Source organism: Streptomyces sp. NPDC005303, assembly GCF_040607335.1.
GTDB lineage: Bacteria > Actinomycetota > Actinomycetes > Streptomycetales > Streptomycetaceae > Streptomyces.
Genome location: NZ_JBEXGM010000019.1, coordinates 56,979 through 81,684, shown reverse-complemented (window position 1 = coordinate 81,684; position 24,706 = coordinate 56,979). Strand labels below are relative to the sequence as shown.

General features: G+C 71.6%; 21 protein-coding genes and 1 pseudogene. 6 read left to right on the top strand and 16 right to left on the bottom strand.

Translation table 11 applies throughout. The annotated features are described in order from the left end of the window. Positions 1–3: 3 nt before the first annotated feature. The 9 genes from ABZT93_RS25070 to ABZT93_RS25030 form a co-directional block, all read right to left on the bottom strand. A complete protein-coding gene (locus tag ABZT93_RS25070; protein ID WP_356108321.1) occupies positions 4–831 on the bottom strand; it encodes a carbohydrate ABC transporter permease in 828 nt (275 codons plus the stop codon). Further along, the gene (locus ABZT93_RS25065) at positions 828–1,739 is read right to left on the bottom strand and encodes a sugar ABC transporter permease (protein ID WP_356108318.1); all 912 of its coding nucleotides are present in this window, start codon (positions 1,737–1,739) and stop codon (positions 828–830) included. The genes ABZT93_RS25070 and ABZT93_RS25065 overlap by 4 nt, the downstream gene beginning before the upstream one ends. Further along, complete coding sequence (locus tag ABZT93_RS25060; RefSeq protein WP_356108316.1) at positions 1,736–2,968, bottom strand: sugar ABC transporter substrate-binding protein; 1,233 nt, start codon at positions 2,966–2,968, stop codon at positions 1,736–1,738. Before ABZT93_RS25060 ends, ABZT93_RS25065 begins: the two co-directional genes overlap by 4 nt. A gap of 45 nt (positions 2,969–3,013) precedes the next feature. Next, complete coding sequence (locus tag ABZT93_RS25055; protein WP_356108313.1) at positions 3,014–3,958, bottom strand: substrate-binding domain-containing protein; 945 nt, start codon at positions 3,956–3,958, stop codon at positions 3,014–3,016. A gap of 3 nt (positions 3,959–3,961) precedes the next feature. After that, positions 3,962–6,553 (bottom strand): SpoIIE family protein phosphatase, encoded by a 2,592-nt coding sequence (locus ABZT93_RS25050; RefSeq protein ID WP_356108310.1) that lies wholly within the window; start codon positions 6,551–6,553, stop codon positions 3,962–3,964. 123 nt (positions 6,554–6,676) lie between these two features. After that, positions 6,677–9,895: an amidohydrolase family protein gene (locus ABZT93_RS25045; protein WP_356108307.1), complete on the bottom strand. Its 3,219-nt coding sequence runs from the start codon at positions 9,893–9,895 to the stop codon at positions 6,677–6,679. A gap of 121 nt (positions 9,896–10,016) precedes the next feature. Next, positions 10,017–10,616 (bottom strand): hypothetical protein, encoded by a 600-nt coding sequence (locus ABZT93_RS25040; protein WP_356108304.1) that lies wholly within the window; start codon positions 10,614–10,616, stop codon positions 10,017–10,019. A 146-nt stretch (positions 10,617–10,762) separates the two neighbouring features. Further along, positions 10,763–12,091 (bottom strand): enolase C-terminal domain-like protein, encoded by a 1,329-nt coding sequence (locus ABZT93_RS25035; protein WP_356108301.1) that lies wholly within the window; start codon positions 12,089–12,091, stop codon positions 10,763–10,765. 48 nt (positions 12,092–12,139) lie between these two features. Next, positions 12,140–13,477: a gluconate:H+ symporter gene (locus ABZT93_RS25030; protein ID WP_356108298.1), complete on the bottom strand. Its 1,338-nt coding sequence runs from the start codon at positions 13,475–13,477 to the stop codon at positions 12,140–12,142. A gap of 187 nt (positions 13,478–13,664) precedes the next feature. Between ABZT93_RS25030 and ABZT93_RS25025 the strand changes: the two are divergent. Beyond that, positions 13,665–13,796, top strand: a pseudogene (locus ABZT93_RS25025) (IclR family transcriptional regulator); the annotation flags it as partial. A gap of 376 nt (positions 13,797–14,172) precedes the next feature. Here ABZT93_RS25025 and ABZT93_RS25020 read toward each other — a convergent pair. Beyond that, complete coding sequence (locus tag ABZT93_RS25020; protein ID WP_356108521.1) at positions 14,173–15,018, bottom strand: AraC family transcriptional regulator; 846 nt, start codon at positions 15,016–15,018, stop codon at positions 14,173–14,175. Between the two features lie 344 nt (positions 15,019–15,362). Between ABZT93_RS25020 and ABZT93_RS25015 the strand changes: the two genes are divergently transcribed. After that, positions 15,363–16,568 (top strand): MFS transporter, encoded by a 1,206-nt coding sequence (locus ABZT93_RS25015; RefSeq protein WP_356108295.1) that lies wholly within the window; start codon positions 15,363–15,365, stop codon positions 16,566–16,568. A gap of 211 nt (positions 16,569–16,779) precedes the next feature. Here the strand turns inward: ABZT93_RS25015 and ABZT93_RS25010 are convergent, their stop codons facing one another. Further along, complete coding sequence (locus ABZT93_RS25010) at positions 16,780–17,136, bottom strand: hypothetical protein (protein ID WP_356108292.1); 357 nt, start codon at positions 17,134–17,136, stop codon at positions 16,780–16,782. A 76-nt stretch (positions 17,137–17,212) separates the two neighbouring features. Continuing rightward, the gene (locus ABZT93_RS25005; protein ID WP_356108289.1) at positions 17,213–17,908 is read right to left on the bottom strand and encodes a type 1 glutamine amidotransferase domain-containing protein; all 696 of its coding nucleotides are present in this window, start codon (positions 17,906–17,908) and stop codon (positions 17,213–17,215) included. 50 nt (positions 17,909–17,958) lie between these two features. Between ABZT93_RS25005 and ABZT93_RS25000 the strand changes: the two genes are divergently transcribed. Beyond that, a complete protein-coding gene (locus ABZT93_RS25000) occupies positions 17,959–18,903 on the top strand; it encodes a LysR family transcriptional regulator (protein WP_356108287.1) in 945 nt (314 codons plus the stop codon). A 52-nt stretch (positions 18,904–18,955) separates the two neighbouring features. After that, positions 18,956–19,690, top strand: a complete 735-nt coding sequence (locus tag ABZT93_RS24995; RefSeq protein ID WP_356108285.1) for a maleylpyruvate isomerase family mycothiol-dependent enzyme — start codon at positions 18,956–18,958, stop codon at positions 19,688–19,690. On the opposite strand, the gene ABZT93_RS24990 is transcribed toward ABZT93_RS24995, so the two are convergent. Continuing rightward, the gene (locus ABZT93_RS24990; RefSeq protein ID WP_356108282.1) at positions 19,687–20,070 is read right to left on the bottom strand and encodes a MarR family transcriptional regulator; all 384 of its coding nucleotides are present in this window, start codon (positions 20,068–20,070) and stop codon (positions 19,687–19,689) included. The genes ABZT93_RS24995 and ABZT93_RS24990 overlap by 4 nt on opposite strands. Before the next feature lie 86 nt (positions 20,071–20,156). Between ABZT93_RS24990 and ABZT93_RS24985 the strand changes: the two genes are divergently transcribed. Together ABZT93_RS24985 and ABZT93_RS24980 are read left to right on the top strand one after the other, a co-directional pair. Next, positions 20,157–21,644, top strand: a complete 1,488-nt coding sequence (locus ABZT93_RS24985; RefSeq protein ID WP_356108280.1) for an MFS transporter — start codon at positions 20,157–20,159, stop codon at positions 21,642–21,644. Between the two features lie 74 nt (positions 21,645–21,718). Beyond that, the gene (locus ABZT93_RS24980) at positions 21,719–22,006 is read left to right on the top strand and encodes a DUF6332 family protein (protein ID WP_356108277.1); all 288 of its coding nucleotides are present in this window, start codon (positions 21,719–21,721) and stop codon (positions 22,004–22,006) included. Here ABZT93_RS24980 and ABZT93_RS24975 read toward each other — a convergent pair. The 3 genes from ABZT93_RS24975 to ABZT93_RS24965 form a co-directional block, all read right to left on the bottom strand. Continuing rightward, complete coding sequence (locus tag ABZT93_RS24975; protein WP_356108274.1) at positions 21,967–22,632, bottom strand: response regulator transcription factor; 666 nt, start codon at positions 22,630–22,632, stop codon at positions 21,967–21,969. The genes ABZT93_RS24980 and ABZT93_RS24975 overlap by 40 nt on opposite strands. Next, positions 22,629–23,858 carry a sensor histidine kinase gene (locus ABZT93_RS24970; protein ID WP_356108272.1) on the bottom strand — a complete coding sequence of 410 codons (1,230 nt, stop codon included), beginning with the start codon at positions 23,856–23,858 and terminating at the stop codon, positions 22,629–22,631. The genes ABZT93_RS24975 and ABZT93_RS24970 overlap by 4 nt, the downstream gene beginning before the upstream one ends. Before the next feature lie 112 nt (positions 23,859–23,970). Further along, a complete protein-coding gene (locus ABZT93_RS24965) occupies positions 23,971–24,663 on the bottom strand; it encodes a TetR/AcrR family transcriptional regulator (protein WP_356108269.1) in 693 nt (230 codons plus the stop codon). Positions 24,664–24,706 lie beyond the last annotated feature (43 nt).

Here is a 24,706-nt window from a genome sequence, read left to right as displayed (position 1 = left end):
CGTTCAGCCCCTCACACTGCCCGCGGTGAGCCCGCCGACGATGAAGCGCTGGAAGACGGCGAAGACGCACACCACCGGGATGCTGATGAGGGTGGCGGTGGCCATCAAAGCGCCCCACGACGTCCCGTGCTGCCCGATGAAGGCGTTCAGCAGGACGGTGACGGGCTGGACGCCGGGCCCCTCGGCAAGCGTGAGCCCGAACAGGAACTCCCCCCACCCGATCAGGAAGGACAGCCCGGCCGCCGCGACCACACCGGGCACCATGAGCGGCAGGACGACCCGCAGCAGCACACCGGGCAGTCCGCAGCCGTCGACCAGGGCCGCTTCCTCCAGTTCGGGCGAAACGCTGCGCATCACGGGACGCAGCACGATCACCGTGAAGGGCAGCGTGAGTGTGGTGTCGGCGGCGATCAGGCCCAGGTAGGTGTCGGTGAGACCGGCCCGGCGTTCGAGGATGAACAGGGGGGCCGCCAGCACGATGGCGGGCGGAAGCTGGGCGACGAGGAGCGCGAGCACCATCGCACCCGAGCCGCGCATCCGGATCCGGGCGAGGGAGTAGGCGAGCGGGACGCCGAGCAGCAGGGTGAGCGCGACCACCCCGCAGGAGATGACGAGACTGTTGAGCAGGGCCCGGGTCAGACCCTCGTAGCCCAGGGCCGTCGAATAGTTCTCGCCGGTGACGGGGCTGGGCGCCCACTGCGGGCCGGGGGTCTGGATATGGTCCGGACGGGTGAGGCTGGTCTTCACCATCCAGTACACCGGCAGCAGGAAGACGGCGGTGACGGCCGTGGCGAGCGCGGTCAGCAGCCAGGGGTGACGTGGTCGTCTCATACCGCACCCCCCGCCGGCGCCTCGTCCTCGCGCCGCAGCCGGCGTACGTACCAGGCACCCGCCAGCAGGGGTACGACGAGCAGCAGCAGGGCCGCCGCAGCGCCCTGGCCGAACCGGAAGAACGTGAAGAACACCTCGTAGACGTAGAGGGACAGCACGCGGGTGGCGTCGACCGGGCCGCCGCCGGTCATCACATAGACGAGGTCGAAGACCTTGAAGGTGTAGAGGAGACCGAGGAGGAGGACGGTCACCGAGACGGGCCGCATCAGCGGCAGGGTGAGGTGGCGGAAGCGCTGCCAGGTGTTCGCTCCGTCGATGGCGGCGGCCTCGTAAAGCTCGGGGTCGATGGTGTGCAGTCCGACCAGGAGCAGCAGCATGTTGAAGGGCACGCCGACCCAGACGTTGGCGAAGACGACCCCCGCCATCGAGGTGGAGGGGTCGGTGAGCCAGTCGTGGGACAGGCCGACGGGTTTCAACAGGGCGTTGTAGGCGCCGGACTCGGCGTCCAGCATCCAGCGGAAGAGGGTGCCGCTGACCACCGGGGGCAACAGCCAGGCGACCAGCAGGAGGGAGCGCAGCAGGCCGTTGAGGGGAAAGGGGCGCGCGAAGAGCAGGGCCAGGGCGAAACCGATCGTGAACTGGAGCAGCAGCGAGCCCCCGGTGAAGACCAGGGAGAGGCGTACCGAGTGCCAGAAGGCCGGGTCGTCGGCCACGGTCCGGTAGTTGTCCAGTCCGGTGAACCGCTCGGCCCCGCCGAGGAGTTGGCCCAGGTCGACGTCGTGGACGGAGGTCCACACGTTGTAGAGGATGGGGTAGGCCAGGAAGAGGGCGAGGAAGGTCAGGCCCGGCAGGCAGAACAGGTAGCCGGTGCGGCTGCGGCGCGCGGAGAGCGAGAGGGGCTGTCTCATTGCTCGCCCAGCGCTTTGTCGATCTTTCCGGCCGCGGTCCTGGCCGCGGCGGACGGGGACGTGGATCCGGCGAGCACGGCCTGCTCCGCCTCCGCGACGGCCTGCGAGGCCTCGGCGTAGTGGGCGCCGTACTGGCGTGGCCGGGCGAGGGGCAGCTGGCTGAGGAAGAGCCGCAGGGCCGGGTCGGAGGCCCAGCTGCCCCGGTCGGCGAGGTCCTTGCGGGCGGGGAGTTCACCGAAGGACACCAGGTACGGAACCAGGACCGAGGGGCGTTGGGTGTACTGCAGGACCTGCCACGCCTTGTCCACGTGCTTGCTGTTCGCCATCACGACCCAGTTCTCGCCGCCCAGGCAGGTGGCCGCCACCTTGTCGCGGGGCAGGGCGACGACTTTCCAGTCGAAGTCGGCCTCCTTCAGCGTGGGGATCTGCCAGGGGCCGTTGATCTGCATCGCGGCACGCTGGTTGAGGAAGCGGGTGTTGACGTCCTGCTGGGTCCAGCCCACGCACTGTTCGGACAGGGAACCCTTGGCGATCAGTTCGTCGAGGAAGGTGAGCGCGGTGGCGCCGTACGTACGGAAGGTGTCCAGGTCGCCGCCCGCCTGCCAGAGGAACGGCAGGAACTGGAAGACACCCTCCTCGGTCTTGATCGCGCTCAGGGCCAGGCCGTAGCGGTCGCCGCTGGTCAGCTTCTGTGCGGCAACGGCCAGTTCGTCCCAGGTGGTGGGGGGCTCGACACCGGCGGACTTGAGCATGCGGGTGTTGCAGTAGAGGGCGAGGCAGTTGCTGTTGTTGGGGATGCCCAGGGTCTTTCCACCCACCTGGCAGCCGGACCACGGGCCCTTGTAGTACTCGTCGGCCTGGCCCCATTTCTCGACCCTGGAGGTGAGGTCGGCCAGCAACCGGCTGCCGCCGAGGGTGTTCATGGAGACGTTGTCGACGATGGCGAGGTCGGGCAGGTCGCCGGAGATCGCGCCCAGGGTGATCTGCCGTTCCAGCTCGGCGAACGGGAAGCTCCGCCGCTCGATCCGCACGTCCGGGACACCGGCCTCGATGTCCTTGATCAGACGGTTCATTCCGGGCTGGAAGTTGTCCAGGGTGAAGTAGTCCCACCAGCTCAGGGTCACCGGGCCCGACTTGTCCGAGCTGCAGGAGGCCAGCCCGAGGGCGGCGGAGGCCGCCGCCACGCCGGAGACACGCAGGAAACCGCGACGGTCGACGGGGTACGACATGGTCTGCTCCCACTGGTTCGATGATCGGGCACAGAAACCGACGTATCAGAAATCCAGGTCGATATCGGGGAAATCGGGGAGTTCGGTCTCGGGTTCCGAACCCGGCACCGACGGGCAGCGTCCCGTGCTCCCGCGCAGGGTGATCAGCGGTTTCAGCAGGACGTGCCGGGGAGGCGAGTCCGGTGAGCGCAGCCGCCGCGTCATCAGGTCGACGGCGACCCGGCTCATCTCCTTGGCGGGTATCTCCGCGGCGGTGAGGGCCGGGTTCACCTGCTCGGCCCAGGGGCTCGCCGCCACACCGACGACGGAGAAGTCGCGCGGCACGCTGCGGCCGTTGCGGGTGAGTGCGCGGTAGACACCCTCCAGGGCCGCCTCGTTCATGGTGACCAGCGATGTCGTCGCCGGGTCGTCGCTCAGGATGCGCTCCACGACCTCCTCTCCTGACGCGAGGTCGTCGCCGCACAGATAGGCGTGCGGGGTGAGCAGCAGTTTCTTCATCGTCTCGGTGTAGCCCTCGTCCCCGAGCCGGGCGAAGCCGTAGCCGCTGTCGAAGAGCTGCTCGGACCGGTTGACGAAGGCGATCCTGCGGTGGCCGAGGTCGGCGAGGTGCTGGACACAGCCGCCGGCCAGACCGGCGAAGTCCAGGTCGACCCAGCCGGCCACGTCGGCCCGGTGGTTGCGGCCGATGGCCACGAAGGGGAAGCCCGCCTCGGCCAGGTACTCGACACGGTCGTCCTCCCGGCGGATCTCCATGACGATGACGCCGTCCACCCGCCGCTCGTCGACCATCCGCGGAAATGACGGGTCGTCGTGGGCGCCCGCGGGTGCGAGCAGCAGGTCGTAGCCCTGCTCGGCAGCGGCCTCGGCCACCCCTCCGACGAAGGCGAGCTGCATGGTGGTGTACTCGCGTCGGCGGCCGGCGGGCGGGTAGAGAAGCCCGAGCGTGTGCGTGCCACCGCCGGGGTCGTCGATTCCGGTTCGCTCTGCCATGGGTCAGCCGTCCGGAAGGGGTTGTTCGGCCCAGATGGTCTTGCCCACGGGGGTCTGGCGGGTGCCCCAACCCTGGGTGAGCTGGGCGACCATGTGCAGCCCGCGACCGCCCTCGTCGTAGGTGCGGGCCCGGCGCAGATGCGGGGCGGTATTGCTGGCGTCGGAGACCTCGCAGATCAAGGTCCGGTCGCGGATGAGCCTGAGGCCGATCGGTACGGCGCCGTAGCGGATGGCGTTGGTGACCAGCTCGCTCACCACCAGCTCGGTGACGAACGCCGCCTCCTCCAGGCCCCACGCGGTGAGCTGGCGGGTGGCCTGGGCCCGTGCGTCGGCCACGATCGAGGGATCGGAGGGCAGCGCCCAGGCGGCGACCTGGTCGGCATGCAGGGCGCGGGTGCGGGCGAGGAGCAGCGCCACGTCGTCGGAGGGGCTCGCGGGCAGCAGGGCCCTCAGGACGGTGTCGCAGGTGGCTTCCAGCGAGGTGACGGGGCCGGCCAGGGCCTCGCAGAGCCGGTCGAGACCGAGGCCGACGTCACGGTCCCGCGCCTCGACCAGGCCGTCCGTGCAGAACGCCAGCAGACTTCCCTCGGGCAGCTCCAGCTCGGTGCACTCGAAGGGCAGCCCGCCGACGCCGAGCAGCGGACCCGGGGTCAGCTCGACCACACGGGCCGTGCCGTCGGGGAGCAGCACGACGGGCGGGACGTGACCGGCGCTGGCGAAGGTGCACACGCGGGACACCGGGTCGTAGACGGCGTACAGACAGGTCGCGCCGATCTCGCCGCTGACGAAGTACGGCTCGTCGGGGTCGATGTCCTCCTTGTCCGTGGCGAGGTGCATGACCAGGTCGTCGAGGTGGGTGAGGAGTTCGTCCGGGGGCAGGTCCACGTCGGCGAGCGTGCGGACGGCGGTGCGCAGCCGGCCCATGGTGGCGGAGGCGTGGATGCCGTGGCCGACGACGTCCCCGACGACCAGGGCCACGCGGGTGCCCGACAGCGGCACGACGTCGAACCAGTCGCCGCCCACGCCCGCGCCGGTTCCGGCGGGCAGATAGCGGTACGCCACCTCGACTGCCGCCTGTCTGGGCAGGTCCCGGGGCAGGAGGCTGCGCTGGAGGGTGAGGGCGTTGGTGCGTTCGCGGGTGTAGCGGCGGGCGTTGTCGACACCGACCGCGGCCCGGCCGGCGAGTTCCTCGGCGAGGATCAGGTCGTCCGGTTCGAAGGGTGGGGAACCCGCGACACGGGTGAAGACCGCGACCCCGAGGGTGATGCCCCGGGCGCGCAGCGGGGTGGCCATGACGGAGTGCATGCCGTACTCCGCCACACGCGCGGTACGTGTCTCGTGCCCAGCGATCCACACGGCGAAGTCGGGGTCGTCCACGCCGCTGAGCACCGGTTTGCCGTCGGCCAGGCAGCGGGCGGGCGGCGAGAACGGCGGGTAGGTGTCCATGCCGCCGAGGTCGATGGCGGCCTCGGGCACGTCCTCCCCTTCGCCGGTGGACTGATGGGCGACTCTGCGCAGCACCACGGCCGCGTCGACCGGCCCCGGTACCGGCTCGTCCCCGCGCAGCACTGAGTCGAGCAGGTCCACGCTGACGAAGTCGGCGAGGCGCGGGACGGCGAGGTCGGCGAGCTCCTGGGCGGTGCGGGTCACGTTCAGGGTGGTGCCGATGCGGGTGCCGGCCTCCTGCAGCAGGGCGAGCCGCTGCCGGGCCGCGTGCTGGTCGCTGCTGTCGAACGCGGCGGTGCCCACACCGACCACCTCACCGGTGGCGGGGTCGCGGACCGGCCAGAGCTCGATCACCCAGGCGCGGTCGTGGGCGGAGCCGCGCGGGACGGCGGCGCCGGGGGCGCAGGACGGCTCCGGGGCCAGGCACTCAAAGCGCATCGGGGCGCGTTCCTCGGCGACGCGGCGCACACACTGGAGGAAGCCTTCGTCGACGGAGGCGGTGGCGGAGGCGGAACCGGAGCCGGAGGCGGAACCGGAGCCGGAGGCGGAACCGGAGGCGGAACCGGAGGCGGAACCGGTGGCGGAACCGGTGGCGGTGGCGGTGGCGGAGCCGGAGGCGGCCGGCTGGTATCCGGCCTCGAGAGGCATCCCTCCCCCGGCTCGTTGAACAGCCGGTCCACCCCCGCCCGCCCATGCCTCCCCGCCCTGCGCCGCCGCGTTCCGGCGCCACGAGCCGGATGCCACGCTGTGGGTGGAGAGCGCGATCGAGGCCTGGTCGAATGCCCACTGCACCATGGACCGGTCGGTGCCCGGAGAGAGGGCCACGACGAAGGCGTGGGCCGTGCCGTCGGCGCCCAGCGACGGCTGGGCGTGCAGGGTCGTCTCGACGCGGTGGCCGTCCCGATGCCGCAGTGCCGCCATGCCCCGCCATTCCTGGGAGCCTGTGAGGGAGAGCCCGCTCGCCTCGGGCGCTCCCTCACCGAGGAGCAGAACGGTCGCGGGGCGCCCTACGACCTCCGGGGCGCGGTGGCCCAACAGTCGTCGAGCGCCCTCGCTCCACCCTGTGACCAGGCCGTCCAGGCCGAGGGTGACCGTCGCGACATCAGATGACCACCCGCTGTGACCGTTCCCTTGATCAAAAGTGGCCATTCTTGCTCTATTCGCGCGGTGAGGTGCCTCACAGACCCAGGGTGCGCGCCACACAGGAATCGGACAAGTCAGATCCAGGGACGGTGGGCGTCCAGGCGTCAGGCCCGTATCTCTCCGCGTCTCTCACAGCGCGGCCCCCGGATCGCAGCACCCCTCCCGCCGCAGTTGCCGGCTCACCTCAAGCCATTCCGCCTCGGACGGAGCATCGGAGGACACGCCGAAGGACGGGCCGAAGGACGCCCCGGAGCGCCGCGCGGAGTCGAAGGCGTCCACGAGGTCCGCCTGCTCGAAGAGCACACCCCCGCGCAGCACCGCCACCGTACGGATGAGGCTGTCGAAGTCGGTGAAGGGATCACCGTCCACGACCGTGAGATCGGCCAGCTTGCCCTCCTCCAGCGTGCCCAGGTCGGTGTCCGCGCCGAACACACGGGCGGGCAGCAGCGTGGCGGTGCGCAGGGTCTCGGCCGGCGAGAGCCCGCCACGGTGCAGCGCCCGCAAGGCGAGATGCAGATGCAGTCCGACCGGCACGAGCGGCTGGTCGGTGCCGAGCGCGACGAGCCCGCCGTCGGCCAGGATCCGTCGGTAGACCGCCAACTCGAGTTCAAGCGTTGTGAGTTGGGCGTCGGTGGGCGGCTGTCCGGCCTGCTGACGGACCAGTGCGGTGTCCCACGGCGGCATCAGCGTGGTGACACGGCGGTCCTCGGCGAGCACGGGGTCGGCGCCCAGCAGGGCGAGCGCGGTGAACGGGGTGGCGATCAGATGGAAGCCCGCCTCGGAGTAGATCTCCTGGACGTCCTGGTAGGCACGGCCCGTCGCGGTGGTCGCGTGCCCGAACTCCAGCCGCTGGGTGGCCTGCAGATGGGTCGTCAGATCCTGCCCGAGCTGCACGCCCGGCGTGAGCAGGTGGCTGCCGCTGCGCACCCCGAGCCGTTCGTGCGCGAAGTCCGCTGCCTCCTTCATCACCCAGCCCGGGGCACGGACGTACGTCTTCACGAAATCCCAGTCCAGCGCCGCCCCGCGCGCCAGCGAGCGCCTCAGCCCCTCGGGGGTGCGGTGCGCGCGACCCATGCTGTAGGCGACCCGGGCGCCGTCGAGCAGTTCACCGGTGGCCAGCAGTCGCGGCCCGGCGAGGGCGCCCGCGGCGACCGCCTCGCGGATCCGGGCCTGCTCGTAGGCGAAGCCGCCCAGGGAGACGGCGGTCGTGATGCCGTAGGCGAGCTGGAGCGCGGTCTGGCGGCCGCCGTAGGTGCTCTGCCAGGGGTGGGTGTGCGCGTCCCAGAGTCCCGGGAGCACGGTGCGCTCGCTCGCGTCGACGCGGCGGGCGGACGGCCGCCCGGCGCGGTGCGGGGAGACCTCCCCGATACGGCCGTCACGGATGAGGAGGTCCACGTCCTCGCGGACGTCCGGCCCGGTGCCGTCCCAGAACCGGCCGGCGTGCACGAGGGTGTCGGCGGGACGGGGACGCCGGTAGTCCAACGGCACCCTGACCGTACGGGCCTTGCCGCTGCGGACGTCGATCAGGCGCAGGGCGCCCGCGGAGAGGTAGAGCAGGGTGCGGGAGTCGGCGGACCAGGAGGGGTGGTCGGCGGGCTCGGTGGTGAGGCGGCGCGGCTCCCCGTCGGGGGTGCCGTCCGGGCGGACCGGGAGCAGCCACAGAGCGGACTCGGCGACGACGGCCATCCAGCGGCCGTCCGGCGACCACACCGGCCCCGAGTCGTAGCGGTCCGACAGGGAGGTGTGCGGCGCGAGGGCGTGCAGGGCGGCGGTGCCGGTCGTGGTGTCGACGACCCGGATGAGGTTGTAGCCCTCACGGAAGCGCTGGTTGAGCCGGTTACGGTCGCACAGGGCGATGTACCGGCCGTCGGGAGACCAGCTGGGGCGGCCGGGCAGACCGCCCGCTCCGAGCGGGGCGACGAGGGTGCGTTCCCCGCCGTCGGGCAGCTCGCGCACGACCAGGTTGCCGGACATGTCCAGGCAGGCCAGCCGGGTCCCGTCGGGCGAGAGCGCGGGGAAGACCCGGCCGCCGTCGGCGAGTACGGTCTCCTCGCCGGAGTCGAGGTCGCGGCGCCGCACGGCGAACAGTCCGTCCCGGTCGTCCGCGTAGAGGAGACCCGTGCCGTCGGGTGTCCAGGTCGGTCCCAGCACATAGCGCGTGTGCGGGACCTGAAGGACCTTGCGGGGCGCGCGCCCGCCCGAAGTCCCGGCTGTCCAGAGGGAGTTGAGCGCGGCGAAGACGACACTGCGGCCGTCGGGCGACAGAGCGGGCAGGTGCAGGGACCGCACGGGCCGGATGCCGGTGCCCTCGAAGTCGTACGCCTTGCCTCGGTAGCGGGGCCGTTCCACGGGCATCGCCGCCGTGAACGGGATCTCCTCCCCCGCCGCGGGCGCCGTGGGGTCGAGCAGGCGGAAGTGGCCGTCCACCGCGAGCAGGAGCCGTTCGCCGTCGGTCCAGCGGGGCGGGGCGGGCAGGACGTCGCCGTCGACCGTGACGGGCGCGCCGTCCACGACGAGGGTGCAGGAGGCGGTGGGCGCCGGCGTGGTGCGCAGATACGCGAGGCGGCCGCGCGGTGAGACAGTCGGGGTCATCAGCTGCGCGCCGGAGTCGTCGGTGTGCTCGACGGTGACCGGTCCCGAGCCGTCGGCGGCGACGGAGGCAACGGTGTCGGCGCGCAGGGTGCCCGCGGCGGCGACGGCCGCGCGCACGAACAGCACGCGCTCACCGTCCGCCGACCAGGTGGGGTCGAAGTCCTCCCAGGCGCCGCCCTGCGCCGGGCCCTGCTGTCCGGAGTGTCCGGTGAGCCGGGTCAGCGCTCCGGAGCGTACGTCGACGACCCAGACGCGGTAGGGGCTGCCGGTCACGGTGTCGCCGCCGCGCTCGGAGGCGAACGCGATCCGGGTACCGTCCGGCGACCAGGCGGGGCCACGGTCGTCCCAGGGCCCGTCGGTGAGCTGTCGTACGTCGCTGCCGTCGGGCCGCAGGGTCCACAGGTGGAACCCGCCGCCGCGGTAGGCGCACACGACGAGACGGCTGCCGTCGGGCGAGAACTGCGGGCGGGTGGGTTCGAGTCCGGGCGAGGTGAGCGCGACGGCGGTGCCACCGGTGCGCGGGATCGACCAGAGCAGGTTCTGCACTTCGGCGATCAGCCGGTCACCGGCCGGGGAGAGCGTCGCGGAACCGCCGGTGGCGGCGGTCAGGGTGAGGGTGGCCGGGTGGGAGGGGGCGGCCGCGGCGGGTGGACCGACGGCCGCGACGGCGGTGGCGGTGACGCCGGCGGCCTGGAGGAATCTGCGGCGGGAGAGCGGACCGGGCCAGGAAGTGTCGGGTGTGCCGTGGACGTCCAAGAGAGCCTCCAGTGCGCGGTGGGGTGCCGGACGACAAGAGCCCTTCCCCTCAGGGGCCTGCCCTGCGCCCGAACACCGTGTCCAGGAGCGGTTTTTCGCCCCCGGACATCAACCCGTCAGCTCACAGACCGTCACGCACCATCGCCTCGACGATCCGCACGTGGCGGTCGGCCGCCGTACTGGAGAACTCGTTCTCGTAGTTGAGGCCGTACGGCCAGAAGTGGCCACCGCCGGTGGACAACTTGGCCGAGGAACCGTCGTACTGCCGCACGAGGGCGGTCGCCTGAGCACCTGTCCAGGTGCCGCTGCCGCCGAGCGAGGACCAGCCCGAGCTCGTGCCCACGCCGATGGTGTGGGCGATCTCGTGCAGAGCGGTGCGCTCAGTCATGTAACTGCGGTTGCTGCCGAAGCGGATGGTCCCGTTGATGTTGCCGTCCGCGGTGGGCACGCTCGTGTCGTAGCGGACGGTGATGGACTTCCCCAGGTCGCTGAGGTTGTTGTAGCGGGCCACCGCGGCGTTCATGGCCGAGGTGATCCGGGTGTACGCCGACTGCTGGTCCGCGGTGGGGTCGGCGGCCCGCTCCAGGGTCCAGGTGATGGTGGCCGCCGCGACCTGCTCGTGGGGTGGGGGCGCGGCGGGCGGGACGGCCTGGGCGACGCCGGGGCCGGCCAGGAGCAGGGCGGCGAGCGCTGCTGCCACGGCGGTCTTTCGCGGGTTCACGTGGGGTCCTCTTGTGGGGGGTGGATCCCGTGGGGGGAAGTCGAGGCATGAATTGGAAAGCGCTTTCCAAGGTGTCCCGGATGCTAGTGAGATGTCTTGACCATGTCAACGACTTCGGCGCGCGCGGCAGTCTTCGCACGCGGAACTCAGCGCACCAGGCACGGACGCCTCGCGTCGAAGGTCCAACCCTTGATCAGGTACTGCATCCCGGCGGCATCGTCACGGCCCGCCGATGCCACCTCCTCGTGCAGTTCCTCGGCGGCCCGGAGCCGGTCGCGGTCCAGCCGGACCCCGAGGCCCGGCGTCTCCGGGACGGCAACCTCGCCGCCGGTGATCCGCGGTGGTTCGACGGTGAGCCGCTCCATGCCCTCCTGCCAGATCCAGTGGGTGTCGAGGGCGTTGTACTCGCCCGGGGCCGCGGCACCGCAGTGCGTCATCATCGCCAGCGAGATGTCGAAATGGTTGTTGGAGTGACAGCCCCAGGTCAGGCCCATCTCGTGGCACAACTGGGCGACTCGGACCGAGCCCTGCATGGTCCAGAAGTGCGGGTCGGCGAGCGGGATGGACACCGACTGCAGGGCGAGGGCGTGGGTGAGCTGCCGCCAGTCGGTGGCGATCATGTTGGTCGCGGTGGGCAGCCCGGTGGCCCGGCGGAACTCCGCGAGGATCTCCCGGCCGGAGTAAGCGCCTTCCGCACCGCAGGGGTCCTCGGCGTAGGCGAGCGTGCCGACGAGCGGACGGCACAGCTCGACCGCCTCGCGCAGGGACCAGGCGCCGTTCGGATCGAGGGTGATCCTGGCCTCGGGGAACCGTTCCTTGAGCGCGTGTACGGCCTTCACCTCCTCACTGCCGGGCAGGACACCGCCCTTGAGCTTGAAGTCGCGGAAGCCGTAGTGGTCGTAGGTGGCCTCCGCCTGGCGGACGATCGCCTCGGGGGTCAGCGCCTCCTCGCGCCTCAGGCGGTACCAGTCGATGTCCGCGCCGGGCTCACGGACGTAGCCGAGCTCGGTGCGATCCGGGTCGCCGACGTAGAAGAGGTAGCCCAGAACCCTTACGGCAGCGCGCTGTTGGCCGTCGCCGAGGAGGGCGGCGACCGGGACGTCGAGATGCTGTCCGAGCAGGTCCAAAAGCGCCGACTCGACGGCGGTGACCGCGTGCACGGTCGTACGGAGATCGAAGGTCTGGGCGCCACGGCCGCCCGAGTCGCGGTCGGCGAAGGTGTCGTGGATCGTGCGCAGGACGCGCTTGTAGTCGCCGACGCGGGCACCGACGACCAGGCTCTCGGCGTCACGGAGGGTCCGGGTGATGCTGTCGCCTCCCGGCACCTCCCCGAGGCCGGTGCGCCCCTCGGAGTCCTCCAGCACGACGACGTTCCGGGTGAAGTAGGGGGCGTGGGCGCCGGAGAGGTTGAGGAGCATGGAGTCCCGTCCGGCCACCGGGTGGACGGAGAACTTCGTGACGACGGGCTGGCTCATTGCGGGGCGGTGTCCTTCCGATGAGGCGGGGGGGGGGAGGTCAGGAGGTCAGACCTTGAGGGCGTCCAGCACCTGTTCGAGGACCAGTACACCGCCGAGTCCCAGGATCGCGAGGACCGTCGTGTACGTGGTGCGGGCTTTGATCGCCTCGATGACGGACAGGTTGAAGTACTCCTTGAACATCCAGAATCCCGGGTCGTTGACGTGCGAGAAGGCGATCGATCCGCAGGAGACCGCGAGCACCATGACTTCGGCATGGACCCCGCCGCCCGCGAGCAACGGCAGTGCCACGCCCGAGGCGGTGACGACGGCGACGGTCGCGGAGCCGAGGGCGATGCGGAGAATGGCCGCGATCAGCCAGGCCAGGATGATCGGGGAAATCGACCAGCCGTCGGTCGCGTCCTTGATGTAGTCGGATATCCCGCCCTCGACGAGTACGTTCTTGAAGGCGCCGCCCGCTCCGATGACCAGCAGGATCATCGCCATGGCCTGAGCGGCCTCCCTGCACGAGGTGCTGACCTCCGCCAGGCTGCGCCCCATCCGCGGCCCGAACACCCACACGGCGACGAGCAGCGTGAGCAGCAGGGCGATGGGCGCCGAGCCGATGAACGCGACGAAGTGCAGTCCGGCACTGTCCCCCGAGGTGGCCAGGTCGGTCACCGCGGCACCCGCGATCAGCACGACGGGCAGCAGGGCGACCGCCAGCGACCAGCCCATGCCGGGCATCTCGTCCTCCTCGAAGACCCGTTCACTGACCAGCCCCTTGGGGATCTCGGGGTTCATCCGCCGGACGAACGGCAGGCGCGGCCACAGCAGCGCGATGAACGCGCCGACCGGCACGGCGATGAACAGGCCGTAGAACAGCGTGAGTCCGACGGAGGCGTGGAAGGTGGCCGCGACGGCCGTGGGGCCCGGGTGGGGCGGCAGGAAGCTGTGCATGGTGGACAGGGCGATCGACATCGGCAGCCCCACCCAGAGCAGGTTGACCCGGGTGACCCTGACGAGGGTGAACGCGACCGGCACGATGATGACGAAGGCGACCTCGTAGAACATGGTGACGCCGATGAGCATCGCGGACAGCACCATGGCGACCTGCACCCAGCGCGGTCCGCACACGTCGAGGAGCTTGCCGGCGATCCGTTGGGCCGCGCCGGAGTCCCCCATCACACGGCCGACCATGGCGCCGAGCCCGATGGTGAGCATCGTGTCGCCGATCTGGTCCCCGATGCCCTCGGAGAGGACGTCGGGTATCTCCTCGAGCGCGATGCCCCGTACCAGGGCGACCCCCACGGCGACCAGCAGGAGGGCGGCGAAGCCGTTCAGTCTCAGCTTCGTCATCAGCAGGAGCAGGACGAGGACGCTGATCCCGACCACAACAAGCGGCATGTGTCAGTTCTCCCTTGAACTGGCAGGGCGATGAGGAGAGGTCGCCGGAGCAGCCTTGAAGTCACCTGAAGTCACTCCGCTGAACCCTGTCCTCATACAAAGACATCGTCTACATATGAGGACGGAGGCTAGATGCATGGATCACCCACGGTCAATGGGTCTGAAGGAATCGCCTCACGATCGGCCCATGCGGCAGCGCCCAGGCGTACCCGAGGTCAAGTCAGCGGTCCGTACCGTCGTGGCGCTCAAACCGCCGGCCGCCCGGGGCGAACGGCCTGCGAGGTCGCGCGGACTCCCCGAGGCGCTGGGCGTCCCCCGGGGCCGCACCGCGGGAGATGCGCTCAGAGATCGGATCGGCGGCACTGCTCACGGCCGAGGGTGAGGGCGGGGCCGCCCTGGGACCGGGCGAGGTGCTCATGCGGTCCCGCACCGGAAGGGGCTCGACGGGACGACCGTGCGCCCGCCCCGCGGCCCGGGCAGCCCTCTCGTCATGGGCCTGTTGCTCCGGAGAGGCAGCGTGGCGCCGAGCGGACGAACTCCTGTGCGGGGACACGCCGTTGACGGCAGATCCGGTCCCCGAGCGAGTGGAGACTCCCGGCCGTGGCCGGCACTCGCTGCGGCCTCGACGGATGTCCGGGCCGGTCGGACGGTCCCCCGCGCCATCCGACCGGCCGTCGGTTGTGCCAGCGGGGACGCTATCGGCCCGCCGTCGTCCCGGTCTTGGAAGAATTCGCACTCCCGGACAGAGCCATCGCCCCCTCCACCCGGCGCGCGGCAACCATCCGTCCCGGCGTGGTTCCGGCGATGGCCCTGAACTCGCGGTTGAGGTGCGCCTGGTCGTAGAAGCCGCAGGTCGTGGAGACCTCGGTCAGACTCGTGGCCCCGCGACCGAGCAGCGCCACGGCGTGGCAAAAGCGCAGCACCCGGGCCGACGCCTTGGGTGCGAGGCCGACCTGCTGGGTGAACCGGCGGGTCAAGTATCCCTGGCTCCAGCCCACTTCGGCGGCGATCCGGGCGATCGGAATCGCCCCCGCGCTCCCGGAGAGCAGCTGCCAGGCCTGCGCCACCTCGGGCGTGGGCCGCGGGCCGTACTCGAGCCGGGTGAGCAGCGCGGCGTCCAGCAGGTCGAACCTGGCGGCCCAGTCCGGTGTGGCCGCCATCCGCTCCACCAGCACGTCGGCCTCGGGCCCCAGAACGTCCCGTACCTCGACGGCCAGGTTCGTCAACTCGCTCATCGGCATGCCGAACAGCCGATACGCGCCCAGCGGCGTGAACTCCACCCGGATCGCCTCCTGGCCGCCGGGATGCGTACAGATCGCGGGCCGGTCCTCCAGCCCCACCACGAGCGACCCGATACGCCCACTGGCCCCGCCTCGCACGCCCAGCCGCCGCACCTGCGAGAACGGCTCCGCGAGACTGATCAACAGGGTCGCACTCCCGGTCGGCACCAGCCGGGCCTCGTACGGCGTGGTCACCGCTTCCCAGTAACCGACGTAGCTGCGTAAGTACGGCCGCAGCCCCGGATGCCAAGGCCTTGTCACCCGCCACAGCCCACCGAGCCGCGCGATCTCGACGGTACCCGCGCCTGTCCCCACCGTGCCATCACGTGCGCCAAGAACCACCTGGAGCGCTCCTCCCACCCAGCAGGAGCCGCCCTGAGCCAACCGCCTGACAGCTCCGTGACATCCAGCATCCAACGCCAGGGCGGCCGACTCACGGGTAAGGGAGTGAAGTTGGCATGCAGACGCGTGCAGATCCGATGGGGGTGGCCACTGATGCGCGCCCGGAGGCGGGGCGCGTTCGTCTCGTCGCACGAACACAGGGCCGGCCTCCCGCTCACCCGAACACCCTTGCCCACAATCGAGCACGCGCCTACGCTGACTTTGTGCCGCCAATAAACAAACTGCGAACACGCATCGCCGTACCGGACAACTCCCTCACCCGGCTCCGTATCGCCCTCACCGTCTTCTTCGCCCTCGACGGCTTCGTCTTCGCCGGGTGGGTCGTCCGCATCCCCGCGATCAAGCAACAGACCGGGGCCTCCGCCAGCGCCCTCGGCCTCGCCCTGCTCGGTGTCTCGGCCGGAGCGGTGATCACCATGGTGCTCACGGGACGGCTGTGCCGCCGTTACGGCACCCACCGGGTCACCGTCGTCTGCGCCGTCCTGCTCTCACTCAGCGTCGCCCTGCCGCCGCTCACCCACTCCGCGCCGGCGCTCGGCGCCGTACTGCTCGTCTTCGGCGCCGCGTACGGCAGCATCAACGTCGCGTTCAACAGCGCCGCGGTCGATCTGGTGGGCGCGCTGCGGCGGCCCATCATGCCCAGCTTCCACGCGGCCTTCAGCCTGGGCGGAATGCTCGGGGCCGGGCTCGGCGGGCTGGTCGCCGGAGCCCTGTCGCCCACGCGGCACCTGTTCGGTCTCACCGTGATCGGTCTGCTCGTCACCGCCGTCGCGGGCCGGACCCTACTGCGCATCCAGCCGCCGAATCCCGCCCACGACACACCGCGGCACCAGTCCGCAGCCCGCCCCCCGGACACCCGCACCCGAACCCGCGGCCTCGTCATCACCTTCGGCCTGATCGCCCTGTGCACGGCCTACGGCGAGGGCGCCCTGGCCGACTGGAGCGCCCTGCACCTGGAGCACGACCTGGACGCCACGCCCGGCGTCGCGGCGGTCGGTTACTCGTGTTTCGCGCTCGCCATGACCATCGGCCGGCTGACCGGCACGAGGCTGCTCGAACGCCTCGGCCAGACCCGCACGCTCGTGGGCGGCGGCACCACCGCCGCGCTCGGCATGCTGCTCGGCGCCCTCGCGCCCTCGGTCTGGGCGGCACTGCTCGGCTTCATGATCACCGGGCTCGGCCTCGCCAACCTGTTCCCGGTCGCCGTCGAGCGCGCGGGCAGGCTGGCCGGGCCCGACGGGGTCGCCATCGCCTCCACCCTCGGCTACGGCGGCATGCTGCTCGGCCCGCCGGCCATAGGTTTCATGGCCGACTGGTTCTCCCTGCCCGCCGCTCTCACCAGCGTCGCGGTACTCGCCGCCACCGCCGCGGTCATCGCGGCGCTGACCCGGCGCGCCGCGGCGGTCTGACCACGCCTCCACCCCGTCCGTCCCTCGGTGGGCGATGCCGCCGCGGGGTACCGGACCCGCCCGGGCGCTCCGATCGCCGCGGGGCGCGAAGTACGGTTCACGCCCTGCGAGTTGAGCCCGGAAACGGCACCGAGGCCGACCCGGAACAACCGCCGGCGCGGCCCATCACCCCGCAGTCCCCGGTTTCCACACACGACGGGGCCCACCCGGATCACTCCGGATGAGCCACCGCCTCCTTCTGCAACTGCACGGCCGCCAGCAGGCTCAGCTGCGGCTCCGCCCTGCGCAGTGCCCGGACCGCCGCGACCGAGGTGATGTCACCCGTGAAGCCGACGGCGGCCAGCCGGGAGCGGACCCAGCGAGCCCGCAGCCCGCTCTCGGTGGCGGCCGCGGTGGACTCGACGAGCGCCACAGCACGTTCCAGACCGGGACGCTCCTCGGGCGAGGCCTCGGCCAACGCCTGGCGCAGGGCCGCTCCGACGACATCCGCGTCCCGGACGAGCAGCACGAAGTTGTGTTTCTTGTTCAGTCCCGCGATTCCCGGCATGCGGATCATCGTGACGGTCATGTTCCGTCTCCGACAAGCGACTTGAGGAGCCTCAGAGGCTCGGCCCCGCCTCCAGGTCACGCGGTCCGCGCATCGCTCAGCCCAGCTTCTTCAGCAGTTCGGCGGCGAGCGGGGCGGAGGACGCCGGGTTCTGCCCGGTCACCAGGTTGCCGTCGACGATCACATGCGGAGCCCACGGCTCGGCCACCTCGACCTGGACACCGGCCTCGGTGAGCCGGTCCTGGAGCAGCCACTTCGCCTTGTCGGCGAGGCCCGCCTGAGTCTCCTCGGCGTTGGTGAAGGCGGCCACGCGGCGCCCGGCGAACGTGTTGGAGCCGTCGGCGCCGGTGGCGGCGAGCATTGCGGCGGGGGCGTGGCAGACGACTCCGAGGGGCCTGCCGCTCTCCAGGGCGCGGGTGAGCAGTCGGCCGGAGTCCGCGTCGACCGCGAGGTCCTCCATGGGCCCGTGGCCGCCGGGGTAGAAGACGGCCGCGTAGTCGTCGAGGTTCACCTCGTCCAGCCGTACCGGGTTCTGCAGTTCGGTGGCCGCGGCGAGCACTCCGGCGATGCGGTCGGCGTTCTCCTGCCCGCCGTTGGCCTCGGCCGCCAGGCTGCTCTTGTCCACGGTCGGCACGACACCGCCCGGGGTGGCCACGACGATCTCGTGGCCCGCGGCCTTGAAGGCCTCGTACGGGGCGGCGGCCTCCTCGGCCCAGAAGCCCGTCGGGTGCTGGGTGCCGTCGGCCAGGGTCCAGTGGTCGGCACCGGTCATCACAAAGAGGATCTTCGACATGGTGAAACCGTAGCCCTGTCACGCCATAGAAATCCAATAGGCTCACGCATATGAGGGATAGGAACACCAATGGCTCCGAGGATACGGGGCAGACCGTCGGTGCCCCGCTGGACCTGAACCTGCTGCGGACCTTCCTGACCGTGTACCGCACCGGTTCCTTCACCGCCGCGGCCCGTCTCCTCGGTCTGTCCCAGCCCACGGTCACCACCCAGATCCGCACCCTGGAGCGGCAGCTGGACCGCGAGCTGTTCGAGCGCCGGGCGCGGGGCGTGACCCCGGCACCGTACGCGGACGAGCTGGCCGCCCGGATCGTGCAGCCCCTGGACTCGCTCGCCGCGGTGGCGGGGCCCGCCGGGAGCGCGGAGGACGCCCTGGCCGAGCCGGTGCATCTCGCCGGCCCGGCCGAGCTGCTGTCCCGGTGCGTTCTGCCCGGTCTCGCGCCCCTGGTGGACAAGGGGGTACGGCTGCGCATCACACCGGGCCTGACCGAACCGCTCCTGGACGACCTGCGTGCGGGGCGCCACGATCTGGTGATCGCCACGTTCCGGCCGCGCGGCCGCACGCTCACGGCCCTGCCGCTCAACGACGAGGAGTTCGTGCTGGTCGCCTCGCCCGCCTGGGCCGAGCGGCTCGGCGCACCGGAACACCTCGCAGCCGCGCTGCACGGCGTCCCACTCGTCGCCTACGCGGAGGACCTGCCCATCGTGCGCCGCTACTGGCGGCACGTCTTCGGCCGGCGCCTGGTACGGCAGCCCGCTCTCACCGTGCCCGACCTGAACGCGGTCAAGGCCGCGGTCGTCGGGGGCACCGGATTCACCGTGCTCCCCCGCTATCTGTGCGCCGAGGAGCTGGCGTCGGGGGCACTGGTCCTGCTCCAGGACCCCGAGGACCCGCCCATCAACACGGCGTTCCTGGTGCAGCGGCCCGGCACCTCCGGCAATCCGCACGTGGCGCTGGTCCGCGACCACCTCCTGCAGGCTGCCCGCGACTGGTAGTCCGGGGAAAACCAGTGACCGGCGGAGCATGGTCGTCAGGCACACTCCTCCCATGGAGACAGCCGAGTTCATCCGGATCCTGGACCACGAGGGCCAGTTGCTGGCGTCGGCCGCCGAACAGGCCGGACCCGGCGCCAAGGTGCCGACCTGCCCGCAATGGCAGGTGCGGGACCTGCTGCGGCACACGGGCACGGTGCATCGCTGGGCGACGGCTTTCGTGGCCGAGGAGCAGACCGGGTTCGTCCCCTTCGGCGACGAACCCGCCCTCGACGGGGAGGAGTTGCTGGCCTGGTTCCGCGCCGGCCACCGCCGTCTGGTCGACACGCTGGACTCGGCCGCGCCCGACGTCCGTTGCTGGCACTTCCTTCCCGCCCCCTCACCGCTGGCCTTCTGGGCCCGGCGGCAGGCGCACGAGACGGCCGTGCACCGCTTCGACGCGGAGGCCGCGCGCGGGGGCACCCCCGAGGAACCCGGGCGGGACTTCGCTGCCGACGGCATCGACGAGTTGCTGCGCGGCTTCCACGCCCGCGAGAGGAGCCGGGTGCGCAGCGCCGAGCCCCGGGTACTGCGGGTGCGGGCGAGCGACACCGACGGCGCCGTGTGGACCGTACGACTGACCGAGGAGCCGCCCGCGACCGAGTACGGCGAGGCGGGGGACGCCGACTGCGAGGTGTCCGGGCCCGCCGCACGGCTGTATCTGGCGCTGTGGAACCGGCTGCCGTTCCCGCGGGTGACCGGGGACGCGTCGCTCGCCGAGCTGTGGCGGGAGAAGTCCGCCGTCGGCTAGGAGGTGGGCTCCAGCATCCTGGTGAGGACCGCGCGTTGCACCGGCAGGGCGTCGCGGTGCAGCGCGCGCCCCTTGGACGTGAGCGAGACGCGTACGCCCCGCCGGTCCTCCGCGCACATCCCGCGCTCGACGAGCCCGTCCTTCTCCAGCCGGGCGATCAGCCGCGACAGCGCGCTCTGACTCAGGTGGACCCGCTCGGAGATCTCCTGCACACGGTAGGCGCAGCCGCCGTCGGCCAGGACGTCCAGCACCTCGAAGTCGCTTCCGCACAGGCCGTGTTGCTGAAGAACACGGTCGAGTTCGCACTGCGTGCGCGCGTGCAGCGCCAGGATGTCCCGCCACTGCTCCGCCAGCGCCTGCTCGGGCTTCGTCGCCACCATGCGCGGCACCGTAGCAGAGAAAGCGAATTATTGCATCGGAATTAAATGCGTTTGCATTCGATGCATGCGCATGTAGTGTCTCCGGCATGACCTCTCCGCTCACCACCCCCGCGGACCCGTCCTCAGCGGTCCGCTGGACACCCAGGCTCTGGGGCACCCTGCTGGTGCTGTGCGCCGCGATGTTCCTGGACGCGCTGGACGTGTCGATGGTCGGCGTCGCGCTGCCGTCCATCGGCGCCGACCTGGGCCTTTCCACCTCGACGCTGCAATGGATCGTCAGCGGCTACATCCTCGGCTACGGCGGCCTCCTGCTCCTGGGCGGCCGGGCCGCCGACCTGCTGGGCCGGCGCCAGGTCTTCCTGGTGGCCCTCGGCGTCTTCGCGGTCGCCTCACTCCTCGGCGGCCTCGTCGACTCGGGTCCGCTGCTGATCGCCAGCCGTTTCATCAAGGGGCTCAGTGCTGCCTTCACCGCGCCCGCGGGCCTGTCGATCATCACCACGACGTTCCCGGAGGGCCCGCTGCGCAACCGTGCGCTCTCCGTCTACACCACCTGCGCCGCCACCGGCTTCTCCATGGGCCTGGTGCTGTCCGGCCTGCTCACCGAGGCCAGCTGGCGCCTGACCCTGCTGCTGCCCGCGCCCATCGCCCTGATCGCGCTCGTCGCCGGACTCAAGCTGCTGCCGCGCAGTGCCCGCGAGAAGGACCACAACGGCTACGACGTCCCCGGCGCCGTCCTCGGCACCGCCTCGATGCTGCTGCTCGTCTTCACCGTCGTCCAGGCTCCCGAGTCCGGCTGGACCTCGGCCCGCACGCTGCTGTCCTTCCTCGCCGTGGCCGTCCTGCTGACCGTGTTCGTCCTGGTCGAGCGGCGCTCGCCGGGCCCGCTGATCCGGCTCGGCGTGCTGCGCTCCGGCACCCAGATCCGTGCCCAACTGGGCGCCATGGCCTTCTTCGGCTCGTACGTCGGCTTCCAGTTCCTCGTGACCCTGTACATGCAGTCACTGCTCGGCTGGTCGGCGCTGCACACCGCGCTCGCCTTCCTGCCCGCGGGCGCGCTGGTGGCGGTGTCCTCGACGAAGGTCGGCTCGATCGTCGACCGGTTCGGCACCCAGCGATTGATCCCGGCGGGCTTCGCACTGATGGTCGTCGGATACGCACTGTTCCTGGGTGTCGACCTGAACCCCGGGTACGCCGCCGCGATCCTGCCGTCGATGCTGTTCATCGGCGCCGCCTGCGCGCTGGTCTTCCCCTCGCTCAACATCCAGGCCACCAACGGCGTCGAGGACCACGAGCAGGGCATGGTCTCCGGGTTGCTCAACACCTCGGTCCAGGTCGGCGGCGCGATCTTCCTGGCCGTCGTGACCGCCGTGGTGACCGCGGGCGCACCCGAGAACGCCACCCCGCAGGCCGTTCTCGACAGCTACCGCCCCGGACTGATCGTGGTCACGGCGATCGCCGCGGCCGGGCTGCTGATCACCCTCCCGGGAGCGCGCACCGCGCGTCGGCCGCAGCAGTCCGTCGTGGTCGCCAAGTCCACTGTGCGGGAGGCGGAGCGCGTCGCCGTACGCGACTAGGGGGACGCCTCCGACACCGTGTGCCCGGCGGAGCCTGCTTGCTCCGCCGGGCACACGGCTGTGAGACTCGAAGGATGGAGACGTACGGGGGTCGCCGGAACCAGGCGGAGCGGGATGCCATCACCGTGGAGATCGGATACGCGCTGTGCAGTGCGCTGTTCGCGGCGGCGGTGCTGTTCGGGGCGGTGGCGGGACCGGCGCTGCTGTTCCAACTCCCGGTCACGGCGGAGAAGTTGCTGCTGCGCATCGGGCTCACCATCGCACCTGCGGTCTTCGTGGCGCGGGTGATCAGTGTGCTGGTGCGTTTCCGGCGAGAGCGCCCTCAGCCCAGCCAGCCGGGCCGGACCAACCCCGACTCGTAGGCCAGCACGACCAGTTGGGCCCGGTCGCGGGCGCCGAGCTTGACCATCGTGCGGCTGACGTGGGTCTTGGCGGTGAGGGGGCTGACGACCAGGCGGCGGGCGATCTCCTCGTTGGACAGGCCGATGCCGACCAGGGCCATCACCTCCCGTTCCCGCTCAGTGAGCCCGGCGAGGGCGCCTACGGCCGCGGGCTCCTTGGAACGGGCCGCGAACTCGGCGATGAGGCGACGGGTCACGCCCGGCGAGAGGAGCGCGTCACCGTCGACCACCGCCCGTACGGCGCGCAGGAGTTCCTCCGGCTCGGTGTCCTTGACCAGGAAGCCCGAGGCGCCGGAGCGGATCGCCTCGAAGACGTACTCGTCGAGCTCGAAGGTGGTGAGCATGACCACCTTCACATCCTTCAGTGCGGTGTCCTCGGTGATGCGACGGGTCGCGGCGAGGCCGTCGAGCAGCGGCATCCGGATGTCCATCAGGACGATGTCCGGCCGCACTTCACGCACCTTGCGCACCGCCTCCTCACCGTCGGATGCCTCGCCGGCCACCTCGATGTCCGGCTGCGCATCGAGCAGGGCCCGGAAACCGGCCCGCACGAGTGACTGGTCGTCGGCGAGCAGTACGCGGATCACCGGTCGTCCTCCCTGGCCTTCACCGTGAGCGGCAGTACGGCGAGCACCCGGAACCCTCCCTCGGGGCCCGGCCCGGCCTCGATGGTGCCACCGAGTGCGGCGGCCCGCTCCCGCATTCCGGCCAGACCGTTGCCGCTGCCACCCGCGTCGGCGCCGGTCGCGGGTCCGTCGTCGTCGATACGGAGCCGTAGCGCGCCGGCGTCGTGATCGAGCCGCACGCGCGCGTGCCGCGATCCGGAGTGCCGTACGACATTGGTGAGGGCCTCCTGGACGATCCGGAAGGCGGCGAGGTCCGCGCCGGGCGGCAGCCCCGGGGCGGTTCCCTCCACCTCGACCGTGAGGCCCGCACCGGCCGCCTGGGAGACCAGCTCGGGCAGCCGGTCGAGACCCGGCGCGGGAGCGCGCGGCGCGTCACCGGGTGTGCGCAGGGTGTCGAGCACCTGGCGGACCTCGCCGAGCGCCTCCTTGCTGGCCGCCTTGATGGTGGTGAGCGCGGTGCGGGCCTGCTCGGGGTCGGTGTCGAGGAGGGCGAGGCCGACACCGGCCTGGACGTTGATGACGGAGATGCTGTGCGCGAGGACGTCGTGCAGCTCGCGGGCGATCCGCAGCCGCTCCTCGTCGGCGCGGCGCTGTGCGGCCCGGGCACGCTCGGCCCGCTCCCGGGCCCACTGTTCACGGCGGGTCCGCACCAGCTCGGAGACGGCGATGATGGCGACGACCCAGGCCGCGATCACGCCCTCCTGTCCCCAGGGGGCGGCCGAGTCCCCGGACGGCGGCAGCCACTGGTAGAGCCAGTGGGCCACCAGCACGTGTCCGGCCCAGAGCATCCCGAGCGCGGTCCAGGCGGCCTTGCGGTGTCCGGCCACGACGGCGCTGAAGCAGGCGAGGGCCACCGTGAGGAACACCGGCCCGTACGGATACCCGGCCCCGAGGTACAGCATCGCGGCAGCCGCCGTACCGAAGACGACGAGCACCGGCCGGCGGTGCCGCCACAACAGCAGCCCTGAGCCGATCACCAGCAGCGCACGCGCGAACGGATCGAGCGCTGCCCGCTCACCGGCCTGCTGGTGTGCCGCGTAGTTCGATCCCCCGAGCACGAAGAACATGACCAGCAGGGTGGACGCCCACGGCCACCGGGCGCCCTGCCCGACGCCCCGCCACCACGAGGACCCGTGCCTCCACCACCGCGGTGCCCCTCCCCCACGCACGCCCCGCTCACCGTCCATGCAAGCCACGCTAGACGCCCCGCCCCGACCAGGACGTCACCCGAGCGTGGTGATCACGCGTACTCCCGGGGAAGTACGGCGGCGGGGCCCGGCACGGCCTCGCCGCACCCTCCTAGCGGAGCCCCACCCCCCGCCCCAGCTGCCGCACGGCGTGCCGAAAGAACGGCTCCCGTTCCTCCACCACCCGGTTGAACTGGCCGAAGAGTTCGAAGCCGACCAAGCCGAAGAGCTGAGCCCAGGCCACCACCAGGGCCGGGGCCACCCGGGGCGGGAGGTCCGGGGCGAGGTCGGTGGCGATGCGGTCGGCCTCGGCGTGGAGCTCCTCGGGGACCGGGGGCAGCTCCCCCAGGCCCCCGGGGCCGTGGTGGGCGTCGCGGACGACGCCGATCAGGAGGAGGCCGACACGGGCCGCGGGCGGGACGGTGGTCTGCGGTGCGGTGTAGCCGGGGACGGGAGAGCCGTAGATCAGGGCGTACTCGTGCGGATGGCCGAGCGACCAGCGGCGGACCGCCTCGCACACCGCGACCCAGCGCTCCAGCGGGGCCGCCCGGGCGACCGCCTCGTGCGCTCGCTCCGCGCTCTCCCCCAGGGAGTCGTACGCGTCGATGATCAGCGCGGTGAGCAGGTCGTCGCGGCTCGGGAAGTAGCGGTACAGCGCCGAGGAGACCATCCCCAGCTCACGCGCCACGGCCCGTAGCGAGAGCTTCGCCGCGCCCTCCGCGGCGAGCTGCCGGCGCGCCTCGTCCTTGATGGCGGCGGTGACTTCGATCCGGGCGCGGGCCCGGGCGCCTTGTGCTGTGCTCATACGGAGCAGTCTCGCACAGAACAAGAGCAGTGCACACAATCGA

What these genes read in the sequence shown, in the direction of transcription:
- ABZT93_RS25050 (WP_356108310.1), bottom strand. Translation starts at nt 6,553, where the DNA reads ATGGCCACTTTTGATCAAGGGAACGGTCACAGCGGGTGGTCATCTGAT.
- ABZT93_RS25030 (WP_356108298.1), bottom strand. Translation starts at nt 13,477, where the DNA reads ATGCCGCTTGTTGTGGTCGGGATCAGCGTCCTCGTCCTGCTCCTGCTG.
- ABZT93_RS24985 (WP_356108280.1), top strand. Translation starts at nt 20,157, where the DNA reads ATGACCTCTCCGCTCACCACCCCCGCGGACCCGTCCTCAGCGGTCCGC.
- ABZT93_RS24995 (WP_356108285.1), top strand. Translation starts at nt 18,956, where the DNA reads ATGGAGACAGCCGAGTTCATCCGGATCCTGGACCACGAGGGCCAGTTG.
- ABZT93_RS25000 (WP_356108287.1), top strand. Translation starts at nt 17,959, where the DNA reads ATGAGGGATAGGAACACCAATGGCTCCGAGGATACGGGGCAGACCGTC.
- ABZT93_RS24965 (WP_356108269.1), bottom strand. Translation starts at nt 24,663, where the DNA reads ATGAGCACAGCACAAGGCGCCCGGGCCCGCGCCCGGATCGAAGTCACC.
- ABZT93_RS25035 (WP_356108301.1), bottom strand. Translation starts at nt 12,091, where the DNA reads ATGAGCCAGCCCGTCGTCACGAAGTTCTCCGTCCACCCGGTGGCCGGA.
- ABZT93_RS24990 (WP_356108282.1), bottom strand. Translation starts at nt 20,070, where the DNA reads ATGGTGGCGACGAAGCCCGAGCAGGCGCTGGCGGAGCAGTGGCGGGAC.
- ABZT93_RS25060 (WP_356108316.1), bottom strand. Translation starts at nt 2,968, where the DNA reads ATGTCGTACCCCGTCGACCGTCGCGGTTTCCTGCGTGTCTCCGGCGTG.
- ABZT93_RS24980 (WP_356108277.1), top strand. Translation starts at nt 21,719, where the DNA reads ATGGAGACGTACGGGGGTCGCCGGAACCAGGCGGAGCGGGATGCCATC.
- ABZT93_RS25005 (WP_356108289.1), bottom strand. Translation starts at nt 17,908, where the DNA reads ATGTCGAAGATCCTCTTTGTGATGACCGGTGCCGACCACTGGACCCTG.
- ABZT93_RS25070 (WP_356108321.1), bottom strand. Translation starts at nt 831, where the DNA reads ATGAGACGACCACGTCACCCCTGGCTGCTGACCGCGCTCGCCACGGCC.
- ABZT93_RS25065 (WP_356108318.1), bottom strand. Translation starts at nt 1,739, where the DNA reads ATGAGACAGCCCCTCTCGCTCTCCGCGCGCCGCAGCCGCACCGGCTAC.
- ABZT93_RS25010 (WP_356108292.1), bottom strand. Translation starts at nt 17,136, where the DNA reads ATGACCGTCACGATGATCCGCATGCCGGGAATCGCGGGACTGAACAAG.
- ABZT93_RS24970 (WP_356108272.1), bottom strand. Translation starts at nt 23,858, where the DNA reads ATGGACGGTGAGCGGGGCGTGCGTGGGGGAGGGGCACCGCGGTGGTGG.
- ABZT93_RS25055 (WP_356108313.1), bottom strand. Translation starts at nt 3,958, where the DNA reads ATGGCAGAGCGAACCGGAATCGACGACCCCGGCGGTGGCACGCACACG.